The sequence below is a fragment of the Sphingobium sp. TomTYG46 genome, from assembly GCF_055396345.1.
Map to the genome: position 1 here is coordinate 1 of NZ_AP027326.1, position 24,082 is coordinate 24,082.

The 24,082-nt window shown below is 60.5% G+C and carries 20 protein-coding genes, 1 pseudogene and 1 riboswitch; of the genes and pseudogenes, 7 read left to right on the plus strand and 14 right to left on the minus strand.

Annotated elements, in window-relative coordinates; all coding sequences use genetic code 11:
- Positions 1-1,113: a tyrosine-type recombinase/integrase gene (locus tag ACZ5YV_RS17225; protein WP_464789959.1), complete on the plus strand. Its 1,113-nt coding sequence runs from the start codon at positions 1-3 to the stop codon at positions 1,111-1,113.
- A gap of 142 nt (positions 1,114-1,255) precedes the next feature.
- Here the strand turns inward: ACZ5YV_RS17225 and ACZ5YV_RS17230 are convergent, their stop codons facing one another.
- The 3 genes from ACZ5YV_RS17230 to ACZ5YV_RS17240 are packed head-to-tail and all read right to left on the minus strand — an operon-like array spanning position 1,256 to position 4,108.
- Positions 1,256-1,819: an ATP-binding protein gene (locus tag ACZ5YV_RS17230; protein WP_464789960.1), complete on the minus strand. Its 564-nt coding sequence runs from the start codon at positions 1,817-1,819 to the stop codon at positions 1,256-1,258.
- Positions 1,816-3,342 carry a GNAT family N-acetyltransferase gene (locus ACZ5YV_RS17235; RefSeq protein WP_464789961.1) on the minus strand — a complete coding sequence of 509 codons (1,527 nt, stop codon included), beginning with the start codon at positions 3,340-3,342 and terminating at the stop codon, positions 1,816-1,818. Before ACZ5YV_RS17235 ends, ACZ5YV_RS17230 begins: the two co-directional genes overlap by 4 nt.
- Positions 3,317-4,108: a helix-turn-helix domain-containing protein gene (locus ACZ5YV_RS17240; protein ID WP_464789962.1), complete on the minus strand. Its 792-nt coding sequence runs from the start codon at positions 4,106-4,108 to the stop codon at positions 3,317-3,319. Before ACZ5YV_RS17240 ends, ACZ5YV_RS17235 begins: the two co-directional genes overlap by 26 nt.
- A 419-nt stretch (positions 4,109-4,527) precedes the next feature.
- Here ACZ5YV_RS17240 and ACZ5YV_RS17245 point away from each other — a divergent pair, with 419 nt between their 5' ends.
- From ACZ5YV_RS17245 to ACZ5YV_RS17260, 4 genes and pseudogenes are all read left to right on the plus strand, one after another.
- Complete coding sequence (locus ACZ5YV_RS17245) at positions 4,528-5,415, plus strand: HEPN domain-containing protein (RefSeq protein WP_464789963.1); 888 nt, start codon at positions 4,528-4,530, stop codon at positions 5,413-5,415.
- 25 nt (positions 5,416-5,440) lie between these two features.
- A complete protein-coding gene (locus ACZ5YV_RS17250; RefSeq protein WP_464789964.1) occupies positions 5,441-5,830 on the plus strand; it encodes a hypothetical protein in 390 nt (129 codons plus the stop codon).
- Between the two features lie 215 nt (positions 5,831-6,045).
- Positions 6,046-7,220: pseudogene (locus ACZ5YV_RS17255) on the plus strand (IS3 family transposase).
- A 69-nt stretch (positions 7,221-7,289) separates the two neighbouring features.
- Entirely contained in the window at positions 7,290-7,736 is a 447-nt protein-coding gene (locus ACZ5YV_RS17260; RefSeq protein ID WP_464789965.1) for a hypothetical protein, read from the plus strand.
- A 37-nt stretch (positions 7,737-7,773) separates the two neighbouring features.
- Here ACZ5YV_RS17260 and ACZ5YV_RS17265 read toward each other — a convergent pair whose 3' ends face one another.
- The 7 genes from ACZ5YV_RS17265 to ACZ5YV_RS17295 all read right to left on the minus strand — a co-directional run bounded on the left by ACZ5YV_RS17265 (position 7,774) and on the right by ACZ5YV_RS17295 (position 14,452).
- Positions 7,774-8,745 carry a reverse transcriptase family protein gene (locus ACZ5YV_RS17265; protein ID WP_464789966.1) on the minus strand — a complete coding sequence of 324 codons (972 nt, stop codon included), beginning with the start codon at positions 8,743-8,745 and terminating at the stop codon, positions 7,774-7,776.
- Positions 8,702-9,031: a helix-turn-helix domain-containing protein gene (locus tag ACZ5YV_RS17270; protein ID WP_464789967.1), complete on the minus strand. Its 330-nt coding sequence runs from the start codon at positions 9,029-9,031 to the stop codon at positions 8,702-8,704. Before ACZ5YV_RS17270 ends, ACZ5YV_RS17265 begins: the two co-directional genes overlap by 44 nt.
- 703 nt (positions 9,032-9,734) lie before the next feature.
- Positions 9,735-11,570 (minus strand): ParB/RepB/Spo0J family partition protein, encoded by a 1,836-nt coding sequence (locus ACZ5YV_RS17275; RefSeq protein ID WP_464789968.1) that lies wholly within the window; start codon positions 11,568-11,570, stop codon positions 9,735-9,737.
- 47 nt (positions 11,571-11,617) lie between these two features.
- Entirely contained in the window at positions 11,618-11,809 is a 192-nt protein-coding gene (locus tag ACZ5YV_RS17280; RefSeq protein ID WP_464789969.1) for a hypothetical protein, read from the minus strand.
- A 291-nt stretch (positions 11,810-12,100) separates the two neighbouring features.
- Positions 12,101-12,850: a hypothetical protein gene (locus ACZ5YV_RS17285; protein ID WP_464789970.1), complete on the minus strand. Its 750-nt coding sequence runs from the start codon at positions 12,848-12,850 to the stop codon at positions 12,101-12,103.
- A gap of 203 nt (positions 12,851-13,053) precedes the next feature.
- The gene (locus ACZ5YV_RS17290) at positions 13,054-13,452 is read right to left on the minus strand and encodes a DUF3768 domain-containing protein (RefSeq protein WP_464789971.1); all 399 of its coding nucleotides are present in this window, start codon (positions 13,450-13,452) and stop codon (positions 13,054-13,056) included.
- A 61-nt stretch (positions 13,453-13,513) separates the two neighbouring features.
- Positions 13,514-14,452, minus strand: a complete 939-nt coding sequence (locus ACZ5YV_RS17295; RefSeq protein ID WP_464789972.1) for an ArdC family protein — start codon at positions 14,450-14,452, stop codon at positions 13,514-13,516.
- A 342-nt stretch (positions 14,453-14,794) separates the two neighbouring features.
- A riboswitch (cobalamin riboswitch) is annotated at positions 14,795-15,038 on the plus strand.
- Between the two features lie 176 nt (positions 15,039-15,214).
- On the opposite strand from ACZ5YV_RS17295, the gene ACZ5YV_RS17300 reads away from it, so the two are divergent.
- Positions 15,215-17,356 (plus strand): TonB-dependent receptor, encoded by a 2,142-nt coding sequence (locus ACZ5YV_RS17300; protein WP_464789973.1) that lies wholly within the window; start codon positions 15,215-15,217, stop codon positions 17,354-17,356.
- A complete protein-coding gene (locus tag ACZ5YV_RS17305) occupies positions 17,343-18,818 on the plus strand; it encodes a PepSY domain-containing protein (RefSeq protein ID WP_464789974.1) in 1,476 nt (491 codons plus the stop codon). The genes ACZ5YV_RS17300 and ACZ5YV_RS17305 overlap by 14 nt, the downstream gene beginning before the upstream one ends.
- Before the next feature lie 58 nt (positions 18,819-18,876).
- On the opposite strand, the gene ACZ5YV_RS17310 is transcribed toward ACZ5YV_RS17305, so the two are convergent.
- The 4 genes from ACZ5YV_RS17310 to ACZ5YV_RS17325 form a co-directional block, all read right to left on the minus strand.
- A complete protein-coding gene (locus ACZ5YV_RS17310) occupies positions 18,877-19,791 on the minus strand; it encodes a cation diffusion facilitator family transporter (RefSeq protein WP_464789975.1) in 915 nt (304 codons plus the stop codon).
- Between the two features lie 30 nt (positions 19,792-19,821).
- Positions 19,822-20,205, minus strand: a complete 384-nt coding sequence (locus ACZ5YV_RS17315; protein ID WP_464789976.1) for a hypothetical protein — start codon at positions 20,203-20,205, stop codon at positions 19,822-19,824.
- A gap of 63 nt (positions 20,206-20,268) precedes the next feature.
- Positions 20,269-20,766 carry an SRPBCC family protein gene (locus ACZ5YV_RS17320; RefSeq protein ID WP_464789977.1) on the minus strand — a complete coding sequence of 166 codons (498 nt, stop codon included), beginning with the start codon at positions 20,764-20,766 and terminating at the stop codon, positions 20,269-20,271.
- Between the two features lie 71 nt (positions 20,767-20,837).
- Positions 20,838-24,080 carry an efflux RND transporter permease subunit gene (locus ACZ5YV_RS17325; protein ID WP_464789978.1) on the minus strand — a complete coding sequence of 1,081 codons (3,243 nt, stop codon included), beginning with the start codon at positions 24,078-24,080 and terminating at the stop codon, positions 20,838-20,840.
- Positions 24,081-24,082: the final 2 nt, after the last annotated feature.

A 24,082-nucleotide genomic window follows, 5' to 3' on the forward strand; every position in this document is an offset into this window, starting at 1 on the left:
ATGCCTAAAAGCGCTCTCTCTCCCGCATCCAAACAGGTCTTGGCCGGCGTCGTCGCCGACGTCCAGAGCCTGGTCGGACCGGGGCGGCCGGTCGATATCGAGCTGATTGGCGCGGCGGTGCGGGGCTGGTCGGTTAACACGCGCCGCGCTTTCGCCTCCGATCTCGTGCTTTGGGGGCAATGGTGCCGCAGCCAGGGCGTGCCGCCGTCGGCCGCCGACGCGCGCACCGTCGCCGCTTGGGTTCGGGCGCTGGCGGGGATCGATGCCTCAAGTTGGACCATCCGCGCGATGGCGACGATCGAGCGCTATTGCGTCCATGTCGGCTGGGCCTATCGCATGACCGGGCTCGCCGATCCAACGGCCGCGCCGCTGGTCAAGCTGGAGAAGAAGGCGGCGCGCAAGCAATTGGGGGTCGCGCCGCGCCAGGCGCGCGCGATCCGCTACAAGGGTGACATCGCCGACCTCGACAGCCCGGCTGCGGGGGTCTGCCTCGCGCACCTGCTCCTCGCCTGTCGCCGCGACCTGATGGGCCTGCGCGACGCGGCGCTGCTGCGCGTCGCTTATGACAGCGGCTGCCGCCGGTCCGAACTGGTCGGAATCGAGCTCCGTCATATCGAGGAAGCGGACGGGGAGGGGAGCCTGCTCCTGCCGAAGAGCAAGACCGACCAGGAACGGCAAGGCGCCTATGCCTATTTGTCGCGCGCGACCATGGCGGCGATCGCGCGCTGGCAGGATGAGGCGGGAATCGAGAAAGGGCCGCTGTTCCGGCGGGTGCGAACGCATTTCGACGGATCGGTGCTGGGGGTCGGGGACACGCCGTTGCACGCCAACAGCATCAGCCCGATTTACCGTCGGTTGATCCGGGCGGCTTATGCGAAAAAGCTGCTCGGCGCGATGAGCGAGGCCGAGATGGAACGTTGGGTCGCGGCGGTGTCGAGCCATTCGATCCGGGTCGGCGTGGCGCAGGACAGCATCGCGGCGAACGAGGGGCTTCCGGCGATCATGCAAGCCTATCGCTGGCGCGACCCGAAGACGGTGCTGCGCTATGGGGCGCGGTTGGCCGCGCGCAACGGTGCGAGCGCGCGGCTCGCGGCGCGTTTCGCGGATGATTAGCGGGCGTCAATGGGCGACTGTGGGACTTAGTGACAGTCGGCTGCGGAGGAGACGCTTGACGATAGCTGCCGCTGAGAGGCTGAATTTGAGTTTGTCCTTTGCGCCAGCTCAAGCCAACCAGCCGCCGGGCTGCAACGCATCGTTAGTGGGCGGCTCGATCACATGCCCCGCTGATGAAATCCAGCACGGAGCCGAGTTCGCCCTCTGCGATGAGAATGAAGGGGCGTCCTAGGGTATCCGCGATGCGTCGGGCCTGGGCTTCGGCCAGATACTGATGCTGCTCCAGAGTCGGAATGTCGCGATGCGGCCGCTCGCGACCGACATCTGCGCGACGTCGCGCGGCAATCACATGGGGATCAGCCGCCATGTGGCAGATCGCATCCAGTTCGAGTTCCGCGAAGACCGAAGCCGGAATCTCGATGAGGCCATTTCGGCCGTCAATTATACTGTGCCCGTCGAAGACGATGGGCAGATCGGTAGCCGCAGCCTCCCGTCTGTAGGCTGCGATCATGAGCGACTGATTGTCGATCACGGCCCCGGTCCGCAGGGCTTCCGAACTATCCGGGCTCCTTTCTCGATGCGCCTGCTCGGCTTTGATCAACCCACTGGCCTGCAAATGCAGCAAGGGCACGGTCTCACGAATTCTTCCAATGAGCGTGGACTTGCCGACGCCAGACAGGCCGAGGATCGCTATCCGTCTTTTCATATCGCGAACCCAAACGCTCCCTGCCCGAGAACCGACATCTGCTGAGCCGGCAGAAGGTTCTTGATCGACTGTGGCGGGTGCCCGGCGAATACGCTGCTGCTCTTGAGGGTGGCGAGCTGCATGGGCGGCTCAAGATGAGCGGCCAGGAGAAAGTTGATCACTTTCACAGGGCGGCTTGGCGTCGCAGCCAAATTTCTGAGCTGCGTATCACTGTATACAGAGCGGCCACCTGCAAGTCGGCGCAGTTCCTCGGTCGAATGGGCGAGCTTCATCTCCTCGAACACGCCAACGGTTGTTATCGCCTGCGATGGCTGAGAACCTGACTTGCCCTTGTAGAAGAACAGTAGCGCACCCGGCTGGGTTAGCTGCGCGGGCGCCCGGCACAAATAGACCTTGCGGATGGTATTCCCAGGCCGCTGGAAACCTGTGTCGCTAAAGAGGCTGAGCTGGCTGCGGTTCACCAGTTCCGGAAAGAGGATTTCGTGAAACTCTTCCTGGATCGGGATCGCATAGGCGGCGACACCGTCTCCGGTCGCGAACCGAGGATAATTTTCGCGAGCAAGGTCGAAAAGCGACATGCCTTGAGGCGGCACAAGCCGATCACGGCCGATCATCTTCTCATAGACCTTCTCCCCGTTCGCATTGTCCTGCGTATGGCGGAAGCCGAAATATTCCAGCAGCGCCATCAGCGTCTGCTGCCCCGGAAAGGTCGTGAGATACACCACGTCGTGGTTGTTCGACTGGGCGTACCAAAGCACCTGCTTCAGCAGGAGTTCGCCCAGCTTCACCCCGCGGCTCTCGGCGCGCACCTTGAAGGTGCAGATCTTGAGAATCTTCTGCCCTGGCAGGGTGGCGTCGGTGTCGCCGGGCTTTTCGTCCTTGCGCACCAGAAGCCCCGCCACCCTGCCTTCATCCATGACGACCCAGCACTTGCGCATCGGCTTGACGCACTTCTCGCGCCACCAGTCATCGAAGCCCGGATAGTCTCCGCGCAGGCTCACGAAGATCGGGTCGTCCTGGGATATTGTGTTGGCCTCCATCTCCACCACCGCGGGGAAGACCACAGCCACCGCTTCGTAAGTGGTCCGCAGGAAGGAGACGGCGTCTGCGACGTACAGAACCCGAGCGCCAAAAGTCGAGGATATCCGTTCCGCGCGTTCGTGAAGGCCTTGGTCCTCCGTCACGAGGAAGTCTGCGACGCCGATGTCCAGCGCATGGAGCAGGGTCGCGTCGACCAGATCGTTGGGACGACGAATGCGACCATATTTCGCTTCAAGCGCCGTCTGGTCGACCCCCGCCATCTTCCCGATTACGGGGAATTTCTTGATCTTACTAAGCGAAACGCGACGACGCGTTTCATCCTTATCGCGCCTGATGTCGTCGATCGCTGCTTCATGGACGAAAATTTCGACGCCATGCCGCCCCGCAAGCTGTTGCAGGGAAGAGAAGTGAGGTGCCACCTCGGCATGGTCTTCCAAGCCGATGAAGACATTGGTATCAATCAGGAATCTGGGCGCGCTCATACAGAAGGGCTTCTCGCATCTTGGGCGTCGCGTAGAGGAAGGACTGCGGTGGTTCGAAGCTAAATCGGTCTCTAAGTTCGCTCAGCCCCAAAGGACGAGGCAGCGGCCGACCATGCGTCAGCTCAATGGCAAAAGCGCGGTCGGCACCATCAAAATAGGCATCAAAGTCTTTACGGGCAATGCAGGCACGATCCCCAAATGCCTTCCAGATCTCAAGCGGCGACCGTTTATGGACCTCGCCGATTTCAGCGATGCCCGATAGTGCACGGGTCGGGCTCGTCTCATAGATCAGAGCAGTGGTCCCGGCCGGCACCGACATCGGGAATCGCCGACGCAGCTCAACCGTCTTCTCGCCGCTGGCGATCTTCCGGCTGTATTCCGGCTTGATGCTGAAGACAACGTCACGATGAGGTGGAAGCCGGTCCTCGCCAATGATGGGCAGTAGAAGCTGGTTCTCATCGACCTGTTCGAAGCGATAGTGAGCCTCTCGCAGGCTGTTGATCATCGCAGCTGCATCTTCGAACTGAGCGTGAATACGCAGCGTCGCCCCCAGCGCGCCGAGATAGTCGCGCAGCGTCGACACGCGAATGTCTTTGCGATTTTCAAGCCTCGTAACGGCGGATTGGCCAATGTTAAGACGATCAGCAACCTGAGCTTGCGTGAGGCCAGCCAAGGTTCGTATTTCACGCAAGCTGCGGCCAATGTGGCCATTTTTGGCTTCGGTACCGTCCGGGAGCGGTTCGAATACCTTGCCAACGACCTTCATTTTTACCCTCATGCATCAATCATACTTTGAAGCATCAATATTACATTAAAGTCATATTCGTCCAACATTTTTGTGCAGTGCGAGAGATCGTAAATCACTGATTTACCACGTCCGCGCATTTCCCAAAATCGAGACCCTTCCGGCTTGAGGGCAGAGCGTGCAAAGTACGCCAAACAAAGCTAAGGGCGAACAATCGGTGAACGCTTAAGCGGCGCGGATATCTTGCGGCAGGTTCAGGGCCTTGCGGCCAGCGGTTGACCGAGGGGGTGACAATGGCGGTGCGGATGCGCTTCCCTAACAGCGGGAAGATGGTTGGATATGCGGCGCCGATTGACAGTCTCGGAGGGGTCGGACGGTTTTAGATACATTGCGCTGCTTACTGGGGTGACGCCAAACTGGTGCCCGGCTATCGCTGCGGGATGACCGACTGGACGATTCAGACTTTGCGTGAACTTGATCTTCGATATGCCGAGGCGGGAGTTCATCCTCATCAGCGTCCGTTCCGGGCTGCAAGCGAGATTCTTGGGGATGTCTTCTCGATTCGGGCAGGCGGCAACCCCGACGTTATACGCATCATGGATGCATATGCCGAGATGATGCCGGAGGTGCGCGACAACTGGCCCGGCATGGGTATTGGCATAGTGGCGGTAGTCGATCAGGTAAGGCGCGTCACGGTTCCAGTTGTTTTTGGATCTATGGGGGTCCAGGTTTGGAAGGGGCTCGGCTTCGCATCCGATCAGGAGTGGTGGACCTGGTGCAGGGAGGATCGCGATATTGCCTCTGGCACCAGCTTCGCATTTGCCGATCTGCATGACCTAACCTATGGGGCGGACGACATGCGTGGCAGTGCCGGTGGTGGGCTGGATCTCTGGCGCATGGCCACGTCGAACGTGTCCGACTTCGCCAATACCTTGCCGGGTACGTTCAGCGTCGACTCAGTCATTCAGCCCATCTGTCTCGCAGTCGAATTGTCGCTGAAGGCCGCGCTCGTCCAGAACGGTGCCGATCCGGAATCCTTCCGGAAGCGCGGAGCCGAGGGCCATGATCTGAAGCGGCTTGCCGACCGTCTGGCTACGGAGTTGCCGCATCGGGACGACAGCGAGATAGGAAGGATCGTTGCGGCCTTGCCACCCTATGTCGACAGTCGCTACTCACCCGCAGGTTTGAAGCGCCTGCAGGTCGTCCGCTTGGCGCTGGGAGCCCAATTCATTGCGGCATCATCAGTTCGCCGCTTCTCGTCACGGGATCTGGCTGAGCAAATGGAACAGGGCGGTTGGCCCGCGCCGCGCCGACAGTTATTTAGTTGAACGGATGCTATAAGGGGACAGGCCGGTGAAAGTGACAAAGCGCACGGGCGAAATCGTTGAGGTGCGGATCGATGTCGAAGGCGATGATGCGTTCGCCTATTCTGCCGGGCAGGAGATCGGCGAAGTCAGAACGACAGGCGAGGACGATCTCGGGCGCGGTTATGTAGTCTCGCCGACGATCACCTACATACACGTCGATGAGGAGTATCGCTGCAATGGTATCGGACTTGAACTCATTCGGGCTCTCTCGGAGGAGTTCGGGACGTTGCTCCCCGCGCAGCGTAACATCGGTATCGGCGGGATCAACGCGCTGACCGACGAAGGTGAACGGTTGACTCGTCGCGCACAGGCCGAGGGTTTGGTCGCGCCATTCCCCGAAGAGCGAGTCGAAGAAGAGCAGGTCGATGACGATTAATGCTTAGGGGGAAAATACATCATGGCATTTCTGACGATATTGGTCACGGCAGTAGTAACGTCAGGAGCAACTCAAGCGGCAATCTGGCTGAAGGACCGTTGGACGCTGGCACGGGAATCTAAATTCTCAGTTCTCTATGTCGCCTTATTCTTTGATCTGCCCCCCGCTGAGTGGCCCAGAGACTATGCTAGTCTGGACCACGAAAGGGACATTGAATGCCGAGCAAGAAGCACAAGCCGGAAGAGATTATCAGCAAGCTGCGTGAAGTTGAGATTGTGCTGGCGCAGGGGGCCTCGACTGCCGAGGCGTGCCGCCGGATCGGGGTCAGCGAACAAACCTATTACCGATGGCGCAAGGAGTATGGCGGCCTGAAGACCGACCAGGCGCGGCGGATGAAAGATCTGGAGAAGGAAAACCAGCGGCTTCGCCGTGCGATTTCCGACCTGACCCTGGACAAGCTGATCCTGCAGGAGGCTGCCAAGGGAAACTTCTAAGCCCCGCGCGGCGACGGCGCTGCATCGATCATGTGCGACGCGAACTTCCAGTTCCGGTATCCGAACGACGGATCTGCCGGGTTCTGGGTCAGCATCGATCGACACAGCGTAAAGTGCCGCGCGGGGCGGATGACGAACAGGCGCTGACGGAGGACATCATCGCGTTGGCGAAGCAATATGGCCGATACGGCTACCGCCGGGTGACGGCGTTGCATGTGCCATGCGGGGTGGACGGTGAACCATAAGCGGGTCGAGCGGATATGGCGGCGCGAGGGGCTCAAGGTGCCGCAGCGCCAACCAAAGCGCGGGCGGCTTTGGCTCAACGACGGATCCTGCATCCGCCTGCGGCCCGAATATCCGGGGCATGTATGGGCCTACGACTTCGTCGAGGGACGAACGCATGATGGCCGCAAGTTCCGCATCCTGACCATCATCGATGAGGCCAGCAGGGAGTGCCTGGCCCTGATCGTTGCCCGGCAGCTCCGTCACGAAGACGTGCTGGCGGCCTTGGCTGACCTGTTCGTCACGCGTGGTCCGCCAGCGAATATCCGGTCTGACAACGGCAGCGAATCGCGACTGCCGTCCAGAAATGGCTGGGGCAGATCGGCGTGAAAACGCTCTACATCGCACCTGGATCACCATGGGAGAATGGCTATAACGAAAGCTTCAACGGGTCGCTTCGCGACGAACTGCTCAATGGCGAAATCTTCTACAGTCTCGCCGAGGCCAAGGTGCTGATCGAAGCCTGGCGGCGGCATTACAACACTGTCCGCCCTCATAGCAGCCTGGGCTATCGGCCGCCGGCCCCGGAAACGGCGACACCGCCATATCCGGCTTCCGGTTCCGCTTCGCTCCACCTCCACCCGGATATGGCGGCAGCGGCTTTAATCCACTAACAAACCAATCGGTCCACTCGGTGGGGGCAGATCATCTTCGAGCAATATGCTGGTGAATGCTCACACAGATTGGGCGAGATCGAAGCTCATATCTCTTCTGGGGGCCATGCCGGGACGGATTATGGATCGCTTCCAGATCTGCCAGCGTTTCCTCACGAGATTGAATGGAAGCGTGTAGGCATCCGCCTGACCGAAGAGGCTTTTGCATTCCAGGTCGCCGTCGAAGCGATGAACTCAAAGATCAGCTATCTCTACGATTTCGATCCACCCGATGGCGGTGACGCCGAGGTGCGAGCGCAACTCATCGGACTTGGTCTAAAGGCTTTGGGGCTGGCCGGTAGGCTTCGCCAATCCGCGAAGCTAAGCCCAGCCCATGCACCAGACCCGGAGTACACGCCCGCCCGCCACCTAGAGAGCAGGAAACGGCATCATGAAGAGATGTTGGCGAAGTATCTGGAGAGCCAAGCTACATCCCATGAGGCGCTTGTGGATAATAGTGTGACACTTCCTGTCTAATATCCATGGCTTGCGCCTTAGTGGAGCGCCGCAACTATCAGGCCGCTTCTGCTATCGAAAGAGGAACCGTTGCCGACGCGACCGCGTTTCGCTTTAGCTGCCGCCATTGATTGTGATAATATTCCGCACGAACACGGCACCTCGGATCAATTTGCGTCGCCTCATAAAGGCGAGAAACCAAGCGCGGATAAAGTTCCAGTTTGCGGACAGGATCAGCGCACCGCTCCAACTCGCGCACCTGCTCACGTATCTTCTGCCAGCGAGAAAAAGGCAGGCCGATACCGCGTTCTCCAACCATAACGCCCGTGACGATTTTCGCACCTTCAATCGGGAAGTGACGATCTTTATGCGCGCGAAGGCCCGCGCGGAAAATCATGGTCCGCACCTCATGTAGGACGAGGCCTGAAGCATTTGCACCCGACATGGTGATGTCATCGACATAGCAGGTCATCACCAAGCCGTTGCGCGCGGCGACCTCGGCGATGCTGTCGAACAGACCCTTGTAGGTATAGTAGGAGATGATCGGACTGATCGAACTTCCGGTGGCCAGCTTACCCTGAAAGCAAATGAGATTTGCCAACAATCCCGCCACATCTGGCGCGCAATTCAGCGTGTCGCGGAAGAAATGCATGACTTTATGCTGCGGGACGGATTGGTAGAATTTGGCGATATCGATCTTTACCAACGATCCGACGCCGACATGGGCACGTGCGTTGGTCAAATATGACCTACCTTTCACCGCCGAGTGAAGGTAATCCGGCACCTGGATTCGTGCGAGATACCGATGCAACTGGCGGTGCAGGCTTTGAAGGGCGGCGCCAGGTTCCTGAATCTGCCGCCCCGTTTCCTTATGCTTAAAAACGCGATAGCCGCCATCTGCGGCTAGAAGGTCGAGCTTATTCAGTTCCCACCCCAATCGCTTCGCAAGCGCGTGGGGAGACCGGATACCAAATAAATGGCACCGATCAATGGGTATCTGCGGGCCGCTTGTCCGCCGAACTTTGCTCATCTTCTTCCCCTTCGGCTACCCATTCAAGCATCTTCAAAACCTTGTCGGCGAAGAACACCCTAGCCTTATCATACGTAGTTTCATTCGTTTGCTCTGCAAATAGTAGAAGTGACGACAAAGGAATATCAAATCTATTTGCGTATTTAGTTAAAACCTCTAAACTTGGATCTTTTTTATCCCGTTCAATCTCATTCAAATAAGAACGCGATATGTTCAGCTGATCAGCCAGATCAGATTGAGATAGCCTGTGATATTGCCTTATGGCTTTCAATGCTCTGTTGTACATTTTCCATGTCCTCCAACAAATCCCCTTTGTTGGTAAGAAATTAAGGGGGGTTTACTCGAACATGTCCCAGAACTTCGCGCCAATCCGGACGATCTTGAGAATTGCTCCCAAAATCGCGACCGCAGCCTTCCATGTCTTCGGTCTCAGCAGAGCATCCCGGATAGGGTGCTTACTTCGACTTGCTCTCGCACGCTTCTTCTCGGCATTCGGTAGGGTTGGACCCATGGACTATACTCCTGTTATGCTCGCTTCGGAATTGAAGCCAGCTCCACCAACAAGAGTAACAACTAGAGAAGAAGCACCCCCCCTAACCCTTCGCGTCCGGTCCACCCGGACGCGCCTTATCGGGGACGGCGGCGGCTCCCGCGTGGCGCGGGAGGCCCCTCGACCTGCCGACAAGTGGGAGAACCTACCGAAGTCGGTCCCGCAGGTGATTTCTCACCCAGAGTTTAAGGTGGGCTGTTGCCACTATCCCGTTTGCCTTGCGCCTGTTTAGACATAAGTTCTATCAGAGTCAACTGAAATTCTCTTATGGCGAACATTTTTTGTTTAATTGAGACATTGGTGCCGCACGACCTTGGGAGCGCGGCACCATCGCCGGTGTCAGGCGGCGAGGCGCGATGGGTTCGCAGGGCCATCGCGCCGATCTCACCGAGGGCCATGGGAAGGAAAGGGGGACGGCTCGCGCCGCCCCCCGGTCCACTCATGCCATTTCGTCGGCATCCTCATCGCACCCGCCATCTTCAACGGCGTCGGCCTCATCCGTGCCCGGCTGCTCCGGCATGTCGAAGGCACCAATTCGCAAAGGATCAGGGAGCCAGTTGCCGGGGAGACGCCCCGACACGTTGACAGCAAGGTCCGCCTTCTTCTTGATCGTCGCGCAATTGTCGGCGCTGGCATCGCCCGTCTCCTGACGCAGAAGCGAAATGAGCGAGGCGCGCTTCATGCGGTCGAACAGCGCGATGGGCGCGGTCCACCGTTCCGCCATGTCCACGCCGCTCGCCTTGGCGATCTGCTCGAAATGATGGTGCCGTTCTGATGGCCAACCGCCAGCGAATATCGTACCGTCCAGCATCACGGCGACCAGTCCAGCCATAAGGGCCATCTTGTCGTCGTCCGCCATGGCGCGGATCGCCTCAAACCGCCCCTCGATCGGCAGCGCCGCAAAGCGGGATGCCATCATTTCCTCGACAGGCCGAACATCGCTGGTCGCCATCATGTCGTCGGGAACGTCGGTCGCAACCGTCTCCGCCTTCAATTCCAGCGCGAGGTTATAGCCCTGTGCGCCATGCAACAGTTGCCCAGCCAGCGAGTCCAGAAGTACGTCGAGCGCCAGCGCCGGGTTGGCGGCAACCGCCTCCTGCACGATTTGGGTCTTGATCCGGCTAAGGTCGGCGTAGAGACTATTTGGATAAAGCGGGGCAGGGCCGCCCGTCGCGCCCGTTGCCTTGGGCTTTTTCTCGGCCTTGGCGCGATAGATACGCTCACCAAGGGAGCCATCCCGCGAAATCCAGAGCGCCACGCCACCCACAGCCTTCTGATCGGCATTGTAGGATCGCAGCCCCGCCGCAATGGACTCCCGTTCTTCCATCAGGGGCGCGATGCGGTCGCTATCCTCCCCTTCGGCTTCGGCAATGGCCTCCATCTCGGCATCCAGCGCGGCCATGCGTTCGGCCTCCACCTCACTCGGCTCCCGCTCCGCCGGATAGAGGTAGCCCTTGTTGTAGAGGTCATAGGGCTGATCGAAAGTCGCAGTCACTTCATACCAGCCCGCCGACCGATATTCCCCGGCCACGCTGTCCAGCTTGGCTTGGGCCAATTCCTCCACGATTTCAGGATTGTCGGCATAGCCGCCATCGCCCTGCGAAAACAGGTCAGGGGTGATTGTGCCGCCATGCTCCATATAGGCATCGCGCCCGACAAACAGGAACGCGCCGCTCTGCGTCGTCAATTTCTCTTCGGTCAACATGCTCCTGATCCGGTGAGCTTGGCCGCTCGACGCCTTGAAAACGCGAAGCTGCTCGGCATGATCGTCCGACAGGGTGAGCGCCTTCGCCGCCTCAAGGGTAAGCTGGTCCTTGGAGAGAATGTCGATCAGCTTGGGATTGAGCGCCGACAACCGCAGCATCTTCGCCACATAGCTTTCGGAATAACCGAACCGCCCCGCGATCTCCGACGCCGACATGCCGATATCGCGCATCGCGGCAAATGCCCGGATCGCATCGGCAGGGTGCATGTCCTCACGCGCCGCATTCTCGGCATAGGATAGCTCGATGGCCTCTTCCTTGGTCCGCAATTCGATGGGGAACAAATCGCTGTTGGCGATCTTCTTGCGCTTCACCAGTTCCTTGAGCGCACGATAGCGCCGTCCGCCTGCGAAAACCCAGAACAGTTCATCCTCTTCATAGGCGACAAGGTTCTGCAACAGGCCATGCGCCGCAATGTCGTCGGCCATGGAGTTGATCGCGGAAGGCTTAACCCGGCGCGTGTTGAGCGGGGAAAGGCGAAGCTGCGACAGTTTGACGGTCATGATAGCCATGATGGTAGCTCCTGAAAATCTTAATGATCGAATGGGGAAGGGGAGGGTCAGCCCTCCAAGGCGGCCAGTTCCTCGAACTCGACCGATGCGCGGTGCGCTGCGTCTCCGGCGTAGGTCGCGCCGGTGCGCGGGTAGTAGAAAACCCGCTCGCCTCGTTTGTAGGGGGTGCCGTCAACGGCCAGCCCGTCCACCTTCGCGCGTTTCCAGTAGGGATCGCCTCGATACCGTGTGTAAGTCATTCTTTTGACCTCCTTCCTTGGCTGAAAGCCGCTGCCTGCGGCCTGCGGCTCTGCCACTCCGGCGAGGAGCGGGACGGGGAGGGAGGGCAAAAATCGACCGCTGGCGCGGGCGAGCCGCCTTAGCCTGGTCGCCGCCCCAAAGGGCGGCGGACCACCGGGCTTGGCGGATTACACGGGCGGTCTATTTTTGTTCGGGAACGAAAGGGCGGCCGCCCTTGGTGTTCCCCTGCATCAGAGGCCGTCAAGGAGGGCTGACGGTGCCATGAACTGCGCCACGCGCGAGCGTGACCGTTAGCGGCTTCTGCCCTTGTCCGGCCCATTGGGAGCAGGGGAGAGGGGCAAGGAGATTCCATCGTCAACAGGCTTCCCAGCCCTGATATTGGCGGCGACCGCCGTGCGAGCAGCATCGGTCGCCGCTTCGATCAGACGGGGGCCATCGCCGCGCGCCTGCGAAACGGCCTGTATCTTGTCGACAATGACCTGCGCGGCAGCAAAGCGGGGATCGGCCTTATTCTGGTCGGGGTTATTTTTCAGGAAGGTCTCGGCCAGGCCCTCATGGGCAGGCGATTGGCCGGGAGCCAGGATCGGCCGTTCCAGCGAACGCACAGCGCGCAAGATGTTCGCCGGCTGTTGACTGTTGATGCGCGTCGCGAGGGCAGCGCCGATCTCTCGCACCCGCTCCAGGGGCGTTTGCTGCGGGGAAATAACGGCATCGACCTCCCTGTGCCCCAAATGGGTCAGCAAATGCGATTGATAGGTCGGACCTTTGGCATGACGGAGATAGGCCAGTTCGATCCGCGCAGCCACGATGCGAGGCTCAGGCGCGCCATTTTTGACCAACGCCTGAAGGCGGTCCGCCGCCTCACGGCGCGCCGCTGGCAGATAACGGTCAAGTTCATCCCGAATTTTTCCAAGGGAAATGCGGTAACGCTGGCCGATGGGAGGATCACGCGGAGGAAGAAAGGCGATGCCTCCCGGCCCCGTCCGGGCCTGTACAGGCTCATCGCCGTCATGGGCGGAGGCAGGGTCATCGGATACCAAGGGGATCAGCCAGCAAGCTCGCCAGCCGCCTCACCCCGCATGAAATCCATCGCCGTAATCTGCACTCTGACCGCCCCGATGTCGAACTCAAGCATGGTAAATTGCCCTCTCAGCATCCTATCCAGAATGGAGCGAAAACACAATAAATCGCTATTGACCAACAGCCCATATGGCCGCCCCGCCGAGCGGGGCGGCAGCGATATTCAATACTCGCTCGCCAGCATGATTGTCAGCAGGCGCGTTGTCCGTTCGTCATCCCAAGGGGCTTCACTGCCAAACTCCAACGCTTTGTCATAGCAGTCAATTTTCCAGAATATGGTCTGACTGATGGCATCTTCCTTGCCGGGACGGCGCTGCATCCATTCACCCGTATGAAGGCGATAGACAGCGCCAAAATCATGTTCGGCATAAGGGTCGTTACCCTCGTCAAACTGATCGAAAGCAATGATCTGGGACACAGCTTCATGACGGTCACGCTCATCAAGCGAGGCAAAACCAATCGTCATAGTTGCACGGCCCGATACGCCGGGCTGCTGGCGCGCTGCATCGTTGAGGAAGCGGATACGCTCGATCTTCTCGGCGTAGGTAAATTCGAGGCTCATGGGTCAGTCCTTGGGAAATAGGGATGGGGAGGGCAGCGGCATTCCACTGCCCGTTTCGCTGTCAGGCGGCGCGCTGGATGGGATGCCCTGCCATGTAGGACAGGATATGTTCGCTTGCGGACTGCGCGGCGGTGGCGGCCCTGAAAATGGCGCGCTTGTCGTTCCGCAAGGCGGTCAGCCAGGACGCGACATAGGCGGCGTGATCTTCCCGCTCGGTGGGTTCCATGCCAAGCTGGGCGCACAGCATCGCGGCGCCGATCTCGGCAATCAGTTCCTCGGCGGCTCGCATTTCGCGGCTCTCGCCGTAGCGATGCAGTGTTTCGCGGTTCAGCCGATCCCTATGGCCGGTGCTGTGGACAGCCTCATGAGCGAGGGTTGCGAAAAAGGCATTGCCGCTTACAAAGTCGGCAAAGGCGGGCATCTGAATACGATCGCTGACGCTGTTGTAAAATGCGCTGGTGCCGCCCTCGCTATAGGGAACGGGATAGAGGGCAAAGGCAGCATCCAGTTCGCTGTCACGCTCGTCGCGGTTCCTGATCTCGATGGATGGCGCGGGATATTTGCCCATGTCGAGGCCGTCGATCTGCTCGACGTTGAACACGACATATTTCTTCAGATAGCCGCGGCTGCTCTCCTCCTCATCATCGCCGCTCTGGCGCTGGTCGGTGTCATCATCCTTCGGCGTGAAAGTGCCCGCGTGGACAACGAGATTGCCCTTCTCGCCCTTCCTGACCTGCCCGCCAAGTTCGTGGGCCTGCCGGTAGGTCATCCAATAGGGATTGGCATAGCCGCGCATCATGGCGGCGGACCAAAGCAGCAGGATGTTGATGCCGCGATAGGGCGTGCCTTCATGACGCAACGGAAGCGAACTGGCCCCGCATGCCCAGGACGGCGACCAAGGGCGGGTGCCAGCTTCCAGCAATGCCACAATCTGGTTGGTGACTTCCTCGTAAATGTCGATCCGTGCGGCCTTTGCGCTGCGGGTGGTGCTGCGAGCCATATGCTTGTTTCCCTTCCAAAATCGGAGCCGAAGGCGATGGGTGCCATCGGCTTCTGCCCGCTGGCGAAGCGGGTCGGGGAATGGCGCAAATCGGGGCCGATCAGGGGGAGGGGGATCACCCGCCCTGCACAAGCGCAGCGCGGAAGGGTGGGGATACCGCCTGATCGCCAAGGGAGGCCGCAGGCCGAGACGGCTTGGCTCTTGCGCCAGGGGGCCGGAACAGGCCCCAAAATCAAAAGCCTGCAACGGAATGATAATGGACCGCCAACGGGAATGCCCATGCCCGCTTGTCTGCACCGCACAATTTCACTACAGGAGCGCCGTCCGGGACGCGCCAAGCGGCCAGGACATGATCGCGCCGGTGTCCCGAGAGGGACTTAATAGGGAACGCGGTGAAGGTGGTTCGCCACCCTAATCCGAGGCTGTCCCTGCAACTGTAAGCGGTGAGCGCGATGTACATGCGCGGATAGGCATTGACCTATCCGCCAGCCACTGGGCCGGACGCTAAATCCTGCGAGGCCTGGGAAGGCCGTGCATCAAGCGATGACCCGTGAGCCAGGAGACCTGCCGGCGTCTGGTCGCTCTTGCCATGGTCCAGGGGATGGTCGAGGCACGGTGAACTCCGTCTGAGCGACGAACGAGCGGTGGGGGCCGCATCGGTTCGTGCGACGGGCGCCAAGGCGTCCGCCCGTGGTGCGCGCCGACCGTTCGTAACGGCACGCCCCTGCCCGACGTCGAATGACGCCGACGGGGCATGATAGAATGAAGAAGACTATCCGCAATATATCCAGTTATACTCTCGCCGTACTGCTGCTGGGCGCGCCGCTCGCCGCCCACGCCGACGATTCCGCCGCCAGCGCAACGGAAAGCGACACCATCATCGTCTTCGGCCAGCGGCAACCTGCTCTCGCCATTCCGCAATCCACCGGCAGCCGGCTTGGTCTGACGCCCCTGGAAACCCCCGCTAGCATCGCGGTTGTCGATGGCGAGGAATTGCGCGCGCGCGGTGATCTTACCCTTCAGGATGCCGTCACCCGCGCACCGGGCATCACCAATATTGCCGATCCGGGCAATGGTAACACGGCGCTGGCGGCCCGCGGCTTCAGCGGCCAGGGATCGGTGCTTCAACTGGTCGACGGCATCCGCCTGTTTCCTGTCGCGGGAACGATCACCTATCCAACCGATCCCTGGATTGCCGAGCGGATCGACGTGCTGAGCGGGCCAGCATCGGTCCTCTATGGCCAGGGCGCGCTTGGTGGCGCGATCAACGTCATCCTGCGGCAACCCAATAGCGAGCGGTTCGAGGCCCAGGGCGAGATCGGCTATGGATCGCAGGACAGCTTCCATGCCGCCGCCGGCGTAGGCGGCCCGATCGGCGAGATGTTCTCCTTCCGCATCGACGGCAGCTATCGCCGGTCGGACGGCTATGTCGATCGCGGTCAGTCCGAGAGCCACGCCCTGTCGGGCGCGCTTAAATTCGCGCCCACCGACAATTTCTCGCTCACCCTGCGCTATGATGACGGCGACCAGAAGCCGAGCAAATATTTCGGCACGCCTCTGATCGAAGGCCGCATTGATGAGCGGGTGCGGGACCGCAATTTCAACGTCGCCGACGCGGAGATGCGCTTTCGCGACAAGCGCGCTACGCTGACTGCCACCTGGTCCCCGATCGAGCAAATCACGATCTCGAACACCGCCTATCGCCTGACCAGCTATCGCCGCTGGAAGAATCTGGAGAGCTACAGCTATGACGGAACGACCGGCCTGGTGGACCGTGCGGACAATCTGGGCATCGTCCATGACCAGACCCAATATGGCGATCAGGGCACGGTGAAGCTCAGCCTGCCGGTCGCGGGCGGCATCACCAATGATCTGGTTGTCGGTTTCGACGTCAATCTGGTCAAGCTGACCTACAGCAACGATTTCGGGTCGGACCCGCAGGAGGATTCGGTCGATCCGTTCAACCCGGTGCCGGGCCTGTTCTTCGACACGCAGGGCATTGCGCCCCGCTTCCGCACGCGCACCAGCGAATATGCGGTATTTGCCGAGAACCGGCTGAAGCTGAACGACCAATTCTCGATCATCGGCGGCGTGCGCTATGAGGAGAACCGGGTCCGCCGTTGGACCTTCGCCTATTCGCCAAGCAATGTGCGGAGCGAGACGCAGGTGCTCGACAAGCGGCTCGACAACACGACCTGGCGAGTAGGCGCAGTCTATCAGCCGACACCGGCATTGTCGCTCTACGGCCAATACACGACCGGCGTCGATCCGCTTGGGACGCTCACCACCTATTCGACGGGTCAAGTGCAATTCAGCCACGCAACCGGCGATCAGGTCGAGTTCGGCGTGAAGGGGAGCTTCCTCGATGGACGGGGTTCGGCGACCCTAGCCGCCTATCGCATCGTCAAGAAGGGCCTCCTCTCCCAGCAGACGCTCACCAGCCCGGTCGAGCAGGTCGGCCAGCGTTCGGCCAAAGGCATCGAAGCCTCGGTTTCGGTGGACCTTGCCGACGGGTTTGGCATCGACGCCAACGGCACGGTGCTGGATGCGAAGTTTGACGACTTCATCAGCGGCGCGACCAATTATAACGGCCTCACGCCCCCCGGTGTCGCGGAAACCGCCGCCAATCTGTGGCTGCGCTGGGAGCCGATTACGCGGTTGCAGACGCGCGCCGGCCTTCGCTACGTCGGCAAGCGCTATTCAGACAATGCCAACCAGTTCCGCGTGCCGGCCTATGCCGTGGTCGACGCCAGCCTGTCCTATGCTGTGACCGACAATGTCGCGCTGGACCTGCGCCTCTACAATCTCTTCGACAAGGACTACGCGATCACCGCCTATAACAACGAACAATGGGTGCTCGGCCGCCCGCGCTCGGTGGACGTGTCCCTGCGTGCACGGTTCTAAACCGACCAGAAAAGCAGCGGCGGGCCATGTTGCCCGCCGCTGGCTTTATCTTGGGCACCGCTGGATCGGCATCGCCACATGCCTGCTCTTCGCCATGTGGTTCCTATCGGGCCTGGTGATGATCTATGTGCCCTATCCGTCGCTGACGGACGCGGAACGGATCGCACGGCTCGAACCGATCCGCTGGGCCGATGTCACCGCGCCGCCGCCGGACAGCAGCCGCCTGCGCTCACTCACGCTGGAAATGCGCGACGGCAAACCTCTCTGGCGTACAAATCCATGGGACGGGGAAGCTGAGATCATCTCCGCGACCGCCGGACAGGCCGTGCCGGCTGTGACAGCCGCCATGGCCGAACGCGCTGCGCGCCGTTTCGGCGGGGCCGCCGTCGCGTCGATCCATTCCTTCGAACGGGACCAATGGACGGTCGCCCAACGCTTCGACCGACACCGCCCCTTGTGGCAAATCGCCCTTGCTGACCGGGCAGGGACCGAAATCTACGTTTCGTCCCGAACCGGCGATGTCGTGCAGGACACGATCCGCAGCGAACGCTTCTGGAACTGGCTGGGTGCGGTTCCACACTGGCTCTATTTCACGGCATTGCGACAGGATGGCGCACTGTGGCGACAGGTCATCCTCTGGGTCGCGGGGCCTTGCTTCGCGACCGGCGTTACCGGCTTCTGGATCGGGCTGCTGCGGGCACGGCTCGGGCGACGGCGCTACAAGGGCGGACGCATAACACCCTATCGCGGATGGATGGTCTGGCATCATATCGCGGGCCTCGCGGGTGGCATTTTCCTCGTCGCATGGATCTTCAGCGGTTGGCTTTCGGTCGATCCGGGGCATCTGTTCCGGTCCGAAGGCATCGCGGAAAAGAACCAGCGTGATTATCTCGGCACCCTGTCGATCCCGTCCAATGCCTTCATCATGGCCGGGAAGCAGATGCCCAGCGCGGTCCAGATCACGGCGATGCCCTCGCCGGGCCATGAAATTCTGATGGTCGCGAAGGACGGGCAGGGGCGACGCGCCTTGATCGACGGACGGACCCTGCGCCCTTTCAACGCATCGCCCACGACCCTGACGCGCGCAGCGACACAATTGCTGCCTGGAGCCTCCATCGGCAACGTCCAGATGATAAGGCAGCCCGATGCCTATTGGTATGGCCCCGATGAGCTGGCATCCCTCCCCGTCTTGCGGATCACGTTCACCGATCCGGCGCAGACATGGGTGCATCTCGATCCCCGGACCGGCGAGCAGCTTGGTTCCATCGACGCTCGCGGTCGCCTTTACCGCTGGCTTTTCGACATGCTGCACAAATGGGATTTGAACATTCTCACCTCCCACCGGCCATCATGGGATGTCCTGCTCTGGGTACTTTCCTTCCTCGGCCTGACGACCTCCGTAAGCGGCGTGTGGATCGGAGCCAGAAGACTGCGATCAAACCGGCGCCGCAGCCCTTGTTGATCTCTGACGCCACTGAACAGCGAAGGCGAATGGCAGCCGGTAGCAGGGCTACAAACCATCAGGGATGAAGATGATGGGTGTCTGCGCAGGCTTCGCTCTCGGTCTGGATCGTGACATGCTCGATCCCAAACTGACGCTGAAGCATGGCCTGGACATCTCTGCGCACCACCTCGCTTTGGCTCGGATCGGTGATCTCGATATGAGCGGACAGGCTGGCGTCGTTGGTCGTCATCGACCAGACATGCAGGTCATGCACGCCGCCGACGCCGGGCACCTGCGAAATGGCGGCTCGGATTTCGCCAAGTTGCAGCCCCCCTGGCACGCCTTCCAGCAGAACATTGGTGGTATCTTTGAGCAAGATCCATGTGCGCGGAAGAACCCATAGGCCGATACCCACGGCCACGATCGGATCGACCAGCGTCCAGCCTGTGAAGCGGATGACCAACGCGCCCGCGATCACGCCGATCGACCCCAGCATGTCGGCCCATACCTCCAGATAGGCGCCCTTGATGTTGAGGCTTTTATCCTTCCCCGCCATGAGCAGGCGCATGGCGATGAGGTTCACGACCAGGCCCAGCGTGGCGACCACGAGCATTCCTGTCGAACCGACAGGCTCCGGTTCACGGAAGCGCTGGATGGCCTCGACCAGAACATAGATCGCGACCGCGAACAGCATGATCGCGTTGAAGGCCGCCGCGAGTATCTCGAGCCGCCGATAGCCAAAGGTTCGCTTGTCATCGGGCGCCTTTTGCCCGATGCGGATCGCCATGAGCGCGATCACCAGCGCCGCCACGTCGGTCAGCATGTGCCCCGCATCGGAAAGCAGGGCCAGGCTGTTGAAGACAAAGGCACCGATAACCTCGGCAACCAGAAAACCGCCCGTCAGGACAAGGGCGATTAAAAGCATCTTGGCGTTGGCGCCAGCGGTATGGTCGTGGCTATGGCTGTGTCCGCCTGCACTGTGGTCATGCATTTCTACTCTCCCAACATCCGTCCCAATTCGTCAGTCATTTGCCGGGTGCTTCGGCCCGTCGTCATATGACACACTGATCAAATCCAAATTCTCGGCGCCCTCGACTAAGCGCCCGCGAAAATAAGCGGGCCGTGGTCGTTGGGGTGAGAAGTACAGAATGTCTGCCGTTGCAGAACGAACCTTCGACCCTTTGGCATAGCCAGCAATATCGACATGCCCTTTTAGCGACAGGCTACGGACGGACTGTATGTTGCCCGACACGATCATGGTCTCTCCGCGTCGCATCGTCTTCAATGCGGAGAACTTTGCGTTTGAATGCGGTGAAACTTCTATTGCGACGTCCGACCTTTCGATCATCGGTGACGCGCAGCCTGGGCTTGCCAGTGCAAGAAGAATGGGCAGCATTTGCTTCATGATGACCTCCTCAATGCGAGAGTCTTTCGCAGTATATCTACTGGGGTCACAGCGATCCGCCGGTCAGTCATTGTCAGCCCCGCGTGAAAGGGCACCGGGCGCGGGTTTGCGGACAGAACTCCTGCCAGACTGCGGCTTGCGCCCCTGCTTTTTTAGGTGTGTCAGGAAAGCCGCATCCTGCACCGCCATATTTTTGCGGATGCCGCCGCGCTTGATGCTCCCAAGAAGCATGCCAATAAGACCCCGACACTCAAACGAATGACGTATTTCCGCGCCATTGGCGATTGGGCTGATCTCATAGCGTTCCTTGAGTACCAGCAGGCCCCTGATGCCGTCGCTCCAGCCTATCGTTCGCGGTTTCTCGACAGGATCGAGCCGAACCAAGATTTTGACGCGCCGGTCATCAAAGATCAGCCACGACAAGAGAAAGTCCTTGCCGGGGATCGCATCGCTCAGAACGCGATAATGCGGATGCCACCGCCCATAGCCAGGAAGGTCGGACAACAAGCTCCATATTTTCAGTATCGAGCTATGCGCCGTAAATATGGTTTCCTCTACCATGATATATTCCCGATCTTCTCCGAAGCGGGACGGGGAGGGCTGTGCTGCATAAGACCCTCCCCGTCCGAGCCTCAGAACTGCGGTTGCGGTTCGTCCACACCGCCCGTCAGATGTTGCGGTTCGTCCAGATTCTCCTCACCGGGCATCTCCTTGCGCCCATAGCGCGCGTAGAGCGTCGGCAGCATGAACAGGGTAAGCAACGTCGCGGAGATGAGGCCGCCGATAACCACCGTGGCGAGCGGCTTCTGCACTTCCGCCCCTGCGCCCGTGCCGAGTGCCATCGGCACGAAGCCGAGGCTCGCAACCAGCGCCGTCATAACGACGGGGCGCAGACGCTGGATGGCTCCCGCACGCGCTGCATCGGCCCGATCCATGCCTTTCCGCATGAGATCCTGGATGGATGACACCATGACGAGACCATTCAGCACCGCGATACCGGAAAGCGCGATGAAACCGACTGCCGCCGAAATGGAGAAATCCATGCCCCGCAGGAACAGGAGCAGCACGCCGCCCACCAGCGCCAAAGGAACGCCAGTGAACACGATCGCGGCATCCCGCACCGAACCCAATGCGCCATAGAGGAGCATCATGATCAGGATGAAGCAGGCCGGGATCACGAGCTGAAGACGCTCGCGCGCTGAAGCCAGATTCTCGAACTGGCCACCCCATTCGAGATAGCTGCCCGCCGGAAGACGCACCTCTTTGGCGATATTTGCCTTTGCCTCCTCCACCACACTGGCAATGTCACGGCCACGGACATTCGCTTGCACCACCACGCGACGCTTGCCATTTTCCCGGCTGATCTGGTTGGGACCGTCCACGACCCTGATGTCAGCGACACTCGCCAACGGCACGAACTGGCCGCCAGGGACCGGAACCTGCACCTGCTGGAGCATCGAAAGATCGGCACGCTGAGCTTCCGAAAGCCGGATAACCACCGGAAAGCGCCGATCGCCCTCAAAAATCATGCCCGCCGTGCGGCCGCCGAGAGTGGCCGTCACTATGTCCTGCGCATCCTGCGCGGTGACGCCCAGACGCGACATGGCGTCGCGATTGACGCGGATGTCGAGCATAGGAAGGCCGGTGGTCTGCTCGACCTTCACATCCGCTGCGCCCTTGGTGCGGCGGAGAACGCCGGCGATCTTCTCGGCCGTTCTATTCATGGCGTTGAAGTCGTCGCCGAAGACCTTGACCGCTATATCGCCACGAACGCCCGCGATCAGTTCATTGAAGCGCATCTGGATGGGCTGCGTGACCTCATAGGCATTGCCGGGAAACTCGTTCAGGTTCTTTTCCAGACGCGCGATCAGCTCCTCTTTCGCAAGGCTCGGGTCCGGCCAATCGGCATGGGGTTTCAGGATCACGAACATATCCGTCGCGTTCGGCGGCATGGGGTCGGACGCCAGTTCAGCCGTGCCTGTCTTCGAGAAGACAAACTGCACTTCCGGCTGCTTCGACATCATGCGTTCGATCGGCACCTGCATGGCCTGGCTCTGTTGAACCGACGTTGCCGGGATACGCAGAGCTTGGATCAGCAGATTGCCTTCATCAAGCTGTGGAAGGAAAACCTGGCCCAGCGACATGAAGGCGATGGCAGCCACGACGAAGCCGCCGATACCGGCACCTATCGTCAGCGCCGGGCGCTTCATGGCCTTATCGAGACCGGGTTCGTAGCGGGCCTTCAGCCAGCTCATGATCCGGCCTTCCTTCTCCTCGATGCGGTTCGAGAGCCAAATGGCAATAGCCGCCGGAACTGCGGTCAGTGAAAGCACGAAGGCAAAAGCGAGCGCGATGATGACGGTAAGCGCCATCGGCACGAAGGTCTTGCCTTCAACCCCGGTGAGGGTGAGGAGAGGCACATAGACGAGGATGATGATGGCCTGACCATAGACCGACGGGCGGATCATTTCACGCGCAGCAGTAGCGACCGTCGCAAGACGCTCCTGCAACGTCAGAATCCGGCCCTCATAATGTTGCTCTTCAGCCATGCGGCGCAAGGCATTCTCAACGATGATGACCGCGCCATCGACGATCAGACCAAAGTCGAGCGCGCCAAGGCTCATCAGATTCGCCGATACGCCTGCGCGTAACATCCCGCAGCTGGTGAGCAGCATCGTCACCGGAATGACCATTGCCGCGATCAGTGCCGCACGGAAATTACCTAAGAGGGCAAACAACACGACGATGACGAGCAGCGCGCCTTCGCCGAGGTTCTTGGCGACCGTCTTGATGGTCGAATTAACCAGCTCCGTGCGATCCAGCACCGGCTGCACGATGACATCCGGCGGCAGGGAAGCGTTGATTTCCTTCAAGCGATCGGCAACGGCCGTGGCAACCGTGCGGCTGTTCTCGCCGATACGCATGACGGCGGTGCCAACCACGACTTCGGTCCCATTTTCGGACGCAGACCCCATGCGAATGGCCTGCCCCAGCTTGACGGTGGCGACTTGGCCCAGCGTGATCGGTACGCCGTCGCGGGAGGCCACCACGATACGGGACAGTTCGTTTGCGTTGCGAACGAGAGCATCGGAGCGAACCGCCAAGCCCTCACCGTTGCGGTTCACAAAACCACCGCCAACGCTGGTGTTATTCTTTTCCAGCGCATTGGCGAGATCGGTCAACGTCAGCCCCATGGAGGAAAGGCGCTGGACATCGGGCACGACAAGGAACTGCTTGGTATAACCTCCAATGGAATCGACGCCCGCCAACCCTTTGGTGTTTTTGAGCAGCGGCGCGACGATCCAGTCCTGCGCGGTGCGCAGATAGGTCGCCTTGTCGATGTCATTTGTCAGTCGCTCGCCTTCGGGCGTCAAATAGCTGCCATCGGGCTGCATCCCCGGCTCGCCGGGCAGGTGCTTGTCATCCTTGCGATGCTCAAGCCGGACCGACCACATATAGACTTCGCCCAGACCCGTCGCGATCGGTCCCATTTCAGGGTTCACGCCGTCGGGCAGGTTCTCGGCTACGCCGGTAAGACGCTCGCCAACCTGCTGGCGCGCAAAATAAATGTCGGTCGTATCTTCAAAGACCGCCGTTACCTGCGCGAACCCGTTGCGGCTCAACGATCGGGTATATTCCAGGCCCGGAATCCCCGCGAGTGCCGTTTCGATTGGGAAAGCGACCTGCTTTTCGACCAACTCGGGCGAAAGGGCAGGGGCGCGGACATTGATCTGGACCTGGTTGTTGGTGATGTCCGGCACCGCATCGATCGGTAGCCGGTAGAGGGCCGCAGCACCAATGGCGGCGGCGATGGCGGTCAGAAGCAGGACAAGCCAACGCTTGTGAACCGCCCAGTTTACGATAGGCGCAATCATCG

Bases quoted from the DNA above. Each gene is read 5' to 3' on its own strand.
- ACZ5YV_RS17225 (WP_464789959.1), top strand. From the start codon at position 1: ATGCCTAAAAGCGCTCTCTCTCCCGCATCCAAACAGGTCTTGGCCGGC.
- ACZ5YV_RS17230 (WP_464789960.1), bottom strand. From the start codon at position 1,819: ATGAAAAGACGGATAGCGATCCTCGGCCTGTCTGGCGTCGGCAAGTCC.
- ACZ5YV_RS17235 (WP_464789961.1), bottom strand. From the start codon at position 3,342: ATGAGCGCGCCCAGATTCCTGATTGATACCAATGTCTTCATCGGCTTG.
- ACZ5YV_RS17240 (WP_464789962.1), bottom strand. From the start codon at position 4,108: ATGAAGGTCGTTGGCAAGGTATTCGAACCGCTCCCGGACGGTACCGAA.
- ACZ5YV_RS17245 (WP_464789963.1), top strand. From the start codon at position 4,528: ATGACCGACTGGACGATTCAGACTTTGCGTGAACTTGATCTTCGATAT.
- ACZ5YV_RS17265 (WP_464789966.1), bottom strand. From the start codon at position 8,745: ATGAGCAAAGTTCGGCGGACAAGCGGCCCGCAGATACCCATTGATCGG.
- ACZ5YV_RS17270 (WP_464789967.1), bottom strand. From the start codon at position 9,031: ATGTACAACAGAGCATTGAAAGCCATAAGGCAATATCACAGGCTATCT.
- ACZ5YV_RS17275 (WP_464789968.1), bottom strand. From the start codon at position 11,570: ATGGCTATCATGACCGTCAAACTGTCGCAGCTTCGCCTTTCCCCGCTC.
- ACZ5YV_RS17280 (WP_464789969.1), bottom strand. From the start codon at position 11,809: ATGACTTACACACGGTATCGAGGCGATCCCTACTGGAAACGCGCGAAG.
- ACZ5YV_RS17290 (WP_464789971.1), bottom strand. From the start codon at position 13,452: ATGAGCCTCGAATTTACCTACGCCGAGAAGATCGAGCGTATCCGCTTC.
- ACZ5YV_RS17295 (WP_464789972.1), bottom strand. From the start codon at position 14,452: ATGGCTCGCAGCACCACCCGCAGCGCAAAGGCCGCACGGATCGACATT.
- ACZ5YV_RS17300 (WP_464789973.1), top strand. From the start codon at position 15,215: ATGAAGAAGACTATCCGCAATATATCCAGTTATACTCTCGCCGTACTG.
- ACZ5YV_RS17310 (WP_464789975.1), bottom strand. From the start codon at position 19,791: ATGCATGACCACAGTGCAGGCGGACACAGCCATAGCCACGACCATACC.
- ACZ5YV_RS17315 (WP_464789976.1), bottom strand. From the start codon at position 20,205: ATGAAGCAAATGCTGCCCATTCTTCTTGCACTGGCAAGCCCAGGCTGC.
- ACZ5YV_RS17320 (WP_464789977.1), bottom strand. From the start codon at position 20,766: ATGGTAGAGGAAACCATATTTACGGCGCATAGCTCGATACTGAAAATA.
- ACZ5YV_RS17325 (WP_464789978.1), bottom strand. From the start codon at position 24,080: ATGATTGCGCCTATCGTAAACTGGGCGGTTCACAAGCGTTGGCTTGTC.